The organism is Streptomyces sp. NPDC047886 (assembly GCF_043204435.1).
Lineage (GTDB): Bacteria > Actinomycetota > Actinomycetes > Streptomycetales > Streptomycetaceae > Streptomyces.
This window is the reverse complement of sequence record NZ_JBIDCF010000025.1, coordinates 1-1012: the sequence shown is the minus strand read 5'-3', so window position 1 is coordinate 1012 and position 1012 is coordinate 1. Positions and strand designations below refer to the sequence as shown.

Here is a 1012-nt window from a genome sequence, read left to right as displayed (position 1 = left end):
TCGAAGGTGGGACTGGCGATTGGGACGAAGTCGTAACAAGGTAGCCGTACCGGAAGGTGCGGCTGGATCACCTCCTTTCTAAGGAGCACTTCTTATCCGGTTCGCCGGATCAGAGGCCAGTACATCGGCGAACGTCCGGTGCTGGTTGCTCATGGGTGGAACGTTGATTATTCGGCACGGTCGCTTCGGGATCACTAGTACTGCTTCGGCGTGGAACGTGAGTCCTGTGGGATCGGGTCGGGCACGCTGTTGGGTATCTGAGGGTGCGAGCGTTGCTCGCCCTTCTGCGATGCCGGCCCCAGTGAACTTGCCGCCTGTGTGCGGGAGGGTGATGGGTGGCTGGTCGTTGCTTGAGAACTGCACAGTGGACGCGAGCATCTGTGGCCAAGTTTTTAAGGGCGCACGGTGGATGCCTTGGCACCAGGAACCGATGAAGGACGTGGGAGGCCACGATAGTCCCCGGGGAGCCGTCAACCAGGCTTTGATCCGGGGGTTTCCGAATGGGGAAACCCGGCAGTCGTCATGGGCTGTCACCCATGCCTGAACACATAGGGCATGTGGAGGGAACGAGGGGAAGTGAAACATCTCAGTACCCTCAGGAAGAGAAAACAACCGTGATTCCGGGAGTAGTGGCGAGCGAAACTGGATGAGGCCAAACCGTATGCGTGTGATACCCGGCAGGGGTTGCGCATGCGGGGTTGTGGGATCTCTCTTTCACAGTCTGCCGGCTGTGAGACGAGTCAGAAACCGTTGATGTAGGCGAAGGACATGCGAAAGGTCCGGCGTAGAGGGTAAGACCCCCGTAGCTGAAACATTAGCGGCTCGTTTGAGAGACACCCAAGTAGCACGGGGCCCGAGAAATCCCGTGTGAATCTGGCGGGACCACCCGCTAAGCCTAAATATTCCCTGGTGACCGATAGCGGATAGTACCGTGAGGGAATGGTGAAAAGTACCGCGGGAGCGGAGTGAAATAGTACCTGAAACCGTGTGCCTACAAGCCGTGGGAGCGTCG

Annotated in this window: 2 rRNA genes; both read left to right on the top strand. The window is 58.4% G+C overall.

The annotated features are described in order from the left end of the window. Positions 1 to 78: ribosomal RNA gene (locus ACGF5U_RS31925) — 16S ribosomal RNA — on the top strand; the annotation flags it as partial. 304 nt (positions 79 to 382) lie between these two features. Beyond that, positions 383 to 1012: ribosomal RNA gene (locus tag ACGF5U_RS31920) — 23S ribosomal RNA — on the top strand; the annotation flags it as partial.